Raw genomic sequence first — 6,216 nt, forward strand, 5'->3', positions numbered from 1 at the left:
CATACTATGTTATTCCAGCATGGTGGTTACTAAAGGAGGATGCGCAATATGTACAAACCATTATTGGCCGCCGGTCTTGCATTGCTGCTGTCGTTCGCAGCGGTGCTGCCCGCAGCCGCAGTTGCAGCCGATGCCGGTATTACGGCCGTAACCGATTTGCAGTGCTTTGCCGACCAGAAGTCAGCGAAGAAAAAAGGGAAAATTTCATACCACATTTTGGCTCACGCCGTCAGCAACAAAAATTTCGACAAAGCTTGGGTGAAGGTCTTAGTCCCCGGCGGAGTCGAGGTCGACGGCGACTTGCAGGGCGGAGTATGGGATCAGGCTGAAGGCACCGTAAAGTGGAATGTAAAAGGCGGATTAGGAGCTGACGTTTTTCATTTGAATGTTAAGGTTCGTGAAGACGTCGGCGAGCAAGTCAAGCTCGGATGCGTTATGGAAATTGACGGCAAGCAGCAAGGCCAAGTCAAGGATGTTGCGGTTACGATCGGCACCGAGGTTCACCAGCCGGTATTTAACGGATATCCCGACGGCACGTTCCGCCCGAAATCGTTTATGACCCGTGCCGAGGCGGCCACAATCGTAGCCAGGGAACTCAATTTGACGGACAGCAACAACATGCGAACTTTTAAGGATATTCGAAGCGGACATTGGGCGAAGCCATATATTGAAAAAACGGCGGGAGCGGGCTACATGGTAGGCGACGGCGAACGTTTTAGACCGGATGAGCCCATTACGTTGGCCGAATGGATCGCCATCACTCTTCGGATTAAAGGCGTGAACGCAGTTCCGGCGAATATCGAGCTCCCGGCGAAAAGCAAGGGCAAATGGTATGAGAACGATGCAAAAACGGCGATCGCTCTCGGATACTTCCGCTATAACGGAGAAGATGTTTTTGAATCAGCCGTTCCCCGAGACATTGTAGCGCAGCTGTTCGCCATAGCGCTCCAACGAGGCGAGCTGACCGACGGCCAAACGAAGGTAGAGCAGCATTGGCCGGATGTACCGAAAAATTCGCCCTGGTTCGGCTGGGTGGAAGAAATGTCCTATGTCGCTCACGAATCGGAACAGCTGGGACTTCTGAAAGAAGCGTTGGTGAAGTATTTGCCGGATCAAACGGAACCCTTTTAACAGTATTAATGGTAATTACCGGGAGGAGTGCCGCCTAAGCGCTCCTCTCTTTTTGTGTGTGGAATGAAATACTTCTATCGAAAAAACGAAAGTTTTGCTACGCTAATCATGATTTGCAACAAAATGACCGTAACGCGCGTCTAAAATGTTGCAAGGAAGGGGGAACCTGTCTTGGTGGAGCAAGATCTGATCAGAGCCGCTCAATCGGGCGATCGCGACGCCCTAATTTCTTTATTGAGAGAGATAGAAACACACGTATATCGGACTGCTTATTACATTTTGAACAATGAGCAGGATGCGATGGATGCGGCGCAAGAGGCGCTAATTCGTGTGTACACCAAGATTCATTCATACGAGGAAAAGGCGCAATTTAAAACTTGGGTGCAAAGAATCGTAACGAATATTTGCATCGACAAGTTCCGGCGGTCGAAGGCGTCCGTCTCGATCGAGGAGCACAATTTGGTATTTGAAACCGAGCAGGACGTGGAACACGAAGTTATGGTATCCTACGCGGCCAAAGATATTCGGGAGGCGATTAATCAGCTGCCTGAGCATCACCGCACCGTCGTCGTGCTTCGATATATGCAGGATTTCTCCTATAACGAGATTGCTGATTCGTTGGGGCTCCCGCTTAATACGGTGAAATCGTATCTTTTCCGGGCAAGACGACAGCTGCAAACGCTGTTGAAGGAGTACCAGAAGGGTGGTGTTCGGGGATGAGCTGCGAAGAGGTGGTGGAATTCATGCAAAGACACCTTGATCATGACTTGAATGAAGAAGAAACGAAACGTATGAGAGAGCACGCAGAAGGCTGCGCGGAATGCTCGGATATGCTGCGCCGGCTGGAGCTGTTGAATGAAGATTTGGAAAACTTGCCCAAGGTCACCCCCGCCTTCAGCATTGTAGATTCGATCTTGCCCAAGCTGCAGGAAATCGACGCAGCCGCAAACGCGGCGGACGAGGCGCAAGCGGCCGCACGGCAGGAACATGAATCGGAGATTGCTCCTGTTCCGATGCGACGTACGCGCAGAACGTTCCGCACACCCGCTTGGACGGCGGGCGGGATTGCAGCTGCTGCCGTACTGCTTGGCGTTATGATATTTAACGGGCTGCCGGAAACCTTTAAAGAGCAGTCTTCAGGATCTATGGAGGATACGGCAAGCTCCGCCGAAGCGTCGTTATTTGCCGCCGCCGATACGGCTGCGGATGAGCTGGCGGCGTCAAAGGAGTCGGCACAGACGGAGGAAGCGGCCGATGCGAATGAGGCGCCTGTCGCAACGGGATCGGCCGAGCTGCCGAAGGCTGCCGAAGAGCCTGGGGAGCCTGTTAAGGTGAAGGAGCCGGATGATACGGGTTCCGACACGGCTCCGCCAGCTCCTTCGGATTCGAACGGCGACCGCTTCGACAAAATCGGAAAAGCCCAAATAGCCACGATCCCGAATGACGGATCCGGAGAGGGCGTTTCAGGCTCTTCGGGGACGGCTGACGATCGTGAAGCCGCGCCTGAGTCTCAACCTATCGACGAACGAGGAGATGTATTCGGTATTGCCGCGATGCCGGAGGAGCCCGAATCGGAGTCTGTCCCGCCGGCCGAGCTGCAGGACGGCGCATCGAATCGGAACAAAGGCTTCGCCGCAGTGCGGGAGCCGGATCATAGCAAGTCGCTTGCCAATGAGGACGGAAGCTTGGTGGCGACGGTACAGCCGCGGAAAGACTCAAGCTTCATTGTAGTGGTAGCGACGCCGGAGGGCGCCATTGTGTTCTCCTCCGAGAAGGTATGGCCGAGCGGAACGGAAATCCGGTTCAATGAATGGAGCGGAGCAATAGTAAGCTATACGGTCGTAATGGCCGACGGCGAGCATACCTTCTCCATCGACGTATCCGCAGGAACGGAAGATCAATTAGCCCGATAATTCGAAAAATGTGCAAAAACCATGCACAGCCGCGAGAGGTTACGCGTATAGTGTAGGAACGGTAATCCTTCCAAGGCAGTATAGCCATTCAAGCGGAAGTTCCTAGGTCTTCCGCTCGAATGTTTATATAGATGTGCTGGAACAAGGGGGCCGCGCTTTTTCAGCGCGGCCCTCTTGTTGCGTTGTGGAGCCGATAGAAGTTATTCTTATCATAGTAAGTGCTGCTGCGGGGGAGAAGAGAACGACGATGGCGGATTATAAACAAGCGGCCCGGGATATTTTGAAAGGCGTGTACAAGCCGATCTATGTGCTGCACGGGACCGAAACGTACTTAATCGGCGAGTGGCTCGATCTGTTGATTGAACACGCGGTAGAGCCGGACTCGAAAGATTTTGCGCTAAGCCGGTACGATCTGTACGACACTTCGTTGGAGCAGGTGTTGGATGATGCGGAAACGCCGCCTTTCCTTGCTCCTACAAAGCTGGTGATCGCTTCCGGCGCTCAGTTTCTTACGGGCGGGAAGGACACCTCCAAGGCTGAGCATCGGATGGAACTGCTGCAAAAATATTTGGAAAGCCCGTCCGACACGGCGATTGTTGTGTTTACGGTTCACGCGGAAAAGCTGGATGAACGGAAAAAGATCGTAAAGGCGCTTAAGCAAGCGGATGCCGTGATCTCGTTCGCCCCCATGTCGCCGTCGGAGCTGGCGGCTTGGGTAGGAAAGAAGGCGACGGGGCGGGGCGTAAGGATCGACGACGATGCGGTTCAAGCGCTTCTGGAGCGTGTAGGAGGCAATGCGGCGGCGCTGGCGGCGGAGATCGAGAAGATGTCGCTGTTCGTGGGCAGCGGAAATGTTATTACCCGCTCGACGGTCGATGAGCTTACGGTGAGAACGACCGAGCAGAATGTATTCTTGCTCGTGGAAGAAATCGCAAAGCTGCGGCCGGAGCGGGCGATGACGATCCTTCACGATTTGCTCAAGGAGAAGGAGGAGCCGATCAAGCTGCTTGCGCTGATTGTCCGGCAATTCCGGATGATGCTCGGCTCGAAGGAGCTGCAAAGGCAAGGCTTCTCGCAAGCGCAAATCGCCTCGCAGCTTGGCGCCCATCCGTTTGCAGTGAAGATGGCGTCGGAGCAGGCGAAGCGGTATAAGCCCGAAACGCTGGAGCGGATCATCGCGGAGCTTGCCGATTTGGACTACGGTATGAAAACCGGCCTGATCGATAAGGTGCTGGGGCTGGAGCTGTTTATTTTGCGGCTGGGCTCGGCGGCTGCTTCGGCGGCTGCGACTGCTGCGACTGCGAGAGGGTAAAACGAAATGAAAAAAGGCGGGAGCCCCTATGGACTCTCGCCTTTATATTCACGATTCAGAAAGTTTATCCAGCGGATTATAACACCTGAACTCGTCTTCGGTAAACGGGCATTCGTCCTGAAAGGACGAATGCCCGTTTATCCTTGGTACCCGTGGAATTAAGCTTGCGCGGATAACGCGTTTACTTTCTTAGCCAAGCGGGATTTTTTGCGAGCTGCTGCGTTTTTATGAATTAAGCCTTTCGTAACTGCCTTATCCAACTTCTTCGTAGCAGCCAGGAGGGCTTCTTTTGCCTTATCAACGTCGTTAGCCGATGCAGTCGTTTCAGCAATCTTTACAGCCGTACGAAGAGCGGACTTCTGGGAAGCGTTGCGAAGGCGACGCTTTTCGCTTTGTCTTGCGCGTTTCTCAGCGGATTTAATGTTAGGCATGCCGTTTCACCTCCTTGATAGACAACCGAACAGGGTGTTTCAAGTCAACTTTTAACATTATAGCTTCGTAGGCGCCAAAAAGCAACCTTTTTGTCCTTGCCAGCCGAATAAACGTTCCTCCAATTCCGCAAACTAATGGTAAGTATGCGATGAGGGGAGTTATTTGTCTATGGGTATCGATTTAAGCGCGTACTCGGTGCGGACCGATTTGGCCTTGGATGCGAAGGAGATGGCGAAAGCCCGGCATGGGGACGACATCCCCGGAGTCGATTCGCAAACCGTTGAGGACAACGGCGTATTTATTACGAAAATCGATATTACGTCGGAAGAGGGCGCGAAGGCGATCGGAAAGCAGCAAGGCCACTATTTAACGATCGAGGTGCCCGGTCTGCGGCAGAAGGATACCGATCTTCAGGATCGGGTCGCGACGATTTTTGCGAAAGAATTCGAGCAATATTTGAATCGGGCTAACATATCAAAGGATGACAAAATATTAATCGTCGGTTTGGGGAACTGGAATGTCACTCCCGATGCGCTGGGCCCGATTGTCGTAGAGAACGTGATGGTGACGCGGCATTTTTTCGAGCTGATGCCTGATCGGGTTGCGCCTGGATACCGCCAGGTAAGCGCAGTAGCTCCTGGGGTGTTGGGCATTACCGGGATTGAGACCAGCGAAATTGTTCAAGGCATTGTCGAGAAATCGAAGCCGGACCTCGTCATTGCCGTCGACGCGCTTGCTTCGAAGGCGCTGGAAAGAGTGAATACGACGATTCAAATCGCGGACACCGGGATTAATCCGGGGTCGGGGATCGGCAATAAGCGAAAAGGTCTTACCCAAGATGTTCTGGGCGTGCCTGTCATTGCGATCGGTGTTCCGACCGTCGTGTACGCATCGACCATCGTCAATTCGACGATCGAGATGCTGTCGCAAAATTTCGGCAAGCAGACGAACAATCCGGGGGCCATTCTGGGAATGCTGCCGAATATGACGGAGGAGGACCGGCTCGGGATGGTGCGGGAGGTGCTGAATCCTCTGGGACACGATTTGCTCGTTACGCCGAAGGATATCGACCAGTTCATTGAGGATATCGCGAATATTATCGCCAGCGGGCTCAATGCCTCGCTTCACGAAGCAGTCGATGCCAATAATGTTTCGGCTTATACGCATTAACGGAATGGGGTTGCCGCTCTCTTGGTGGAGGCGGCTTTTTTGTTGCGCGGCAATCAGGTAGGTGTGCAGGTGAGCAGGACAACGAGCGGCTCCTGTAACTGCCCGGCTTTTACCTCCGGCGGAACCGCGTGCATGAATGCAGCGGAACTTTGTGGAACGATAATCCGCTGCAGCACCTCACACCGGACAAGTAACTGCTTCCAACGGAACCATTGGGTTTAGAATAAAAAGTGGACACCTCGTAGGAGCCAATAGATA

6 protein-coding genes are annotated in these 6,216 nt (G+C 53.4%); 5 read left to right on the top strand and 1 reads right to left on the bottom strand.

All coding sequences use genetic code 11. The features are described 5' to 3' along the window. Positions 1-48: 48 nt before the first annotated feature. The 4 genes from PT964_RS23375 (at position 49) to holA (ending at position 4,356) form a co-directional block, all read left to right on the top strand. Positions 49-1,131: an S-layer homology domain-containing protein gene (locus PT964_RS23375; RefSeq protein ID WP_274365781.1), complete on the top strand. Its 1,083-nt coding sequence runs from the start codon at positions 49-51 to the stop codon at positions 1,129-1,131. Positions 1,132-1,302: 171 nt separating this feature from the next. Then, a complete protein-coding gene (locus PT964_RS23380) occupies positions 1,303-1,851 on the top strand; it encodes an RNA polymerase sigma factor (protein WP_274365782.1) in 549 nt (182 codons plus the stop codon). Then, positions 1,848-3,044 carry an anti-sigma factor family protein gene (locus PT964_RS23385; protein WP_274365783.1) on the top strand — a complete coding sequence of 399 codons (1,197 nt, stop codon included), beginning with the start codon at positions 1,848-1,850 and terminating at the stop codon, positions 3,042-3,044. The genes PT964_RS23380 and PT964_RS23385 overlap by 4 nt, the downstream gene beginning before the upstream one ends. Positions 3,045-3,291: 247 nt before the next feature. Further along, positions 3,292-4,356 (top strand): DNA polymerase III subunit delta, encoded by a 1,065-nt coding sequence (holA, locus tag PT964_RS23390; protein WP_274365784.1) that lies wholly within the window; start codon positions 3,292-3,294, stop codon positions 4,354-4,356. 158 nt (positions 4,357-4,514) lie between these two features. Here the strand turns inward: holA and rpsT are convergent, their stop codons facing one another. Continuing rightward, a complete protein-coding gene (rpsT, locus tag PT964_RS23395) occupies positions 4,515-4,787 on the bottom strand; it encodes a 30S ribosomal protein S20 (RefSeq protein WP_274365785.1) in 273 nt (90 codons plus the stop codon). Between the two features lie 169 nt (positions 4,788-4,956). On the opposite strand from rpsT, the gene gpr reads away from it, so the two are divergent. Then, complete coding sequence (gene gpr / locus PT964_RS23400; protein WP_274365786.1) at positions 4,957-5,958, top strand: GPR endopeptidase; 1,002 nt, start codon at positions 4,957-4,959, stop codon at positions 5,956-5,958. The last annotated feature ends 258 nt before the right edge of the window (positions 5,959-6,216 follow it).

The organism is Paenibacillus thermotolerans (assembly GCF_028745515.1).
Taxonomy (GTDB): domain Bacteria; phylum Bacillota; class Bacilli; order Paenibacillales; family YIM-B00363; genus Paenibacillus_AE; species Paenibacillus_AE thermotolerans.

Bases quoted from the DNA above. Each gene is read 5' to 3' on its own strand.
- PT964_RS23375 (WP_274365781.1), top strand. From the start codon at position 49: ATGTACAAACCATTATTGGCCGCCGGTCTTGCATTGCTGCTGTCGTTC.
- PT964_RS23385 (WP_274365783.1), top strand. From the start codon at position 1,848: ATGAGCTGCGAAGAGGTGGTGGAATTCATGCAAAGACACCTTGATCAT.
- holA (WP_274365784.1), top strand. From the start codon at position 3,292: ATGGCGGATTATAAACAAGCGGCCCGGGATATTTTGAAAGGCGTGTAC.
- rpsT (WP_274365785.1), bottom strand. From the start codon at position 4,787: ATGCCTAACATTAAATCCGCTGAGAAACGCGCAAGACAAAGCGAAAAG.
- gpr (WP_274365786.1), top strand. From the start codon at position 4,957: ATGGGTATCGATTTAAGCGCGTACTCGGTGCGGACCGATTTGGCCTTG.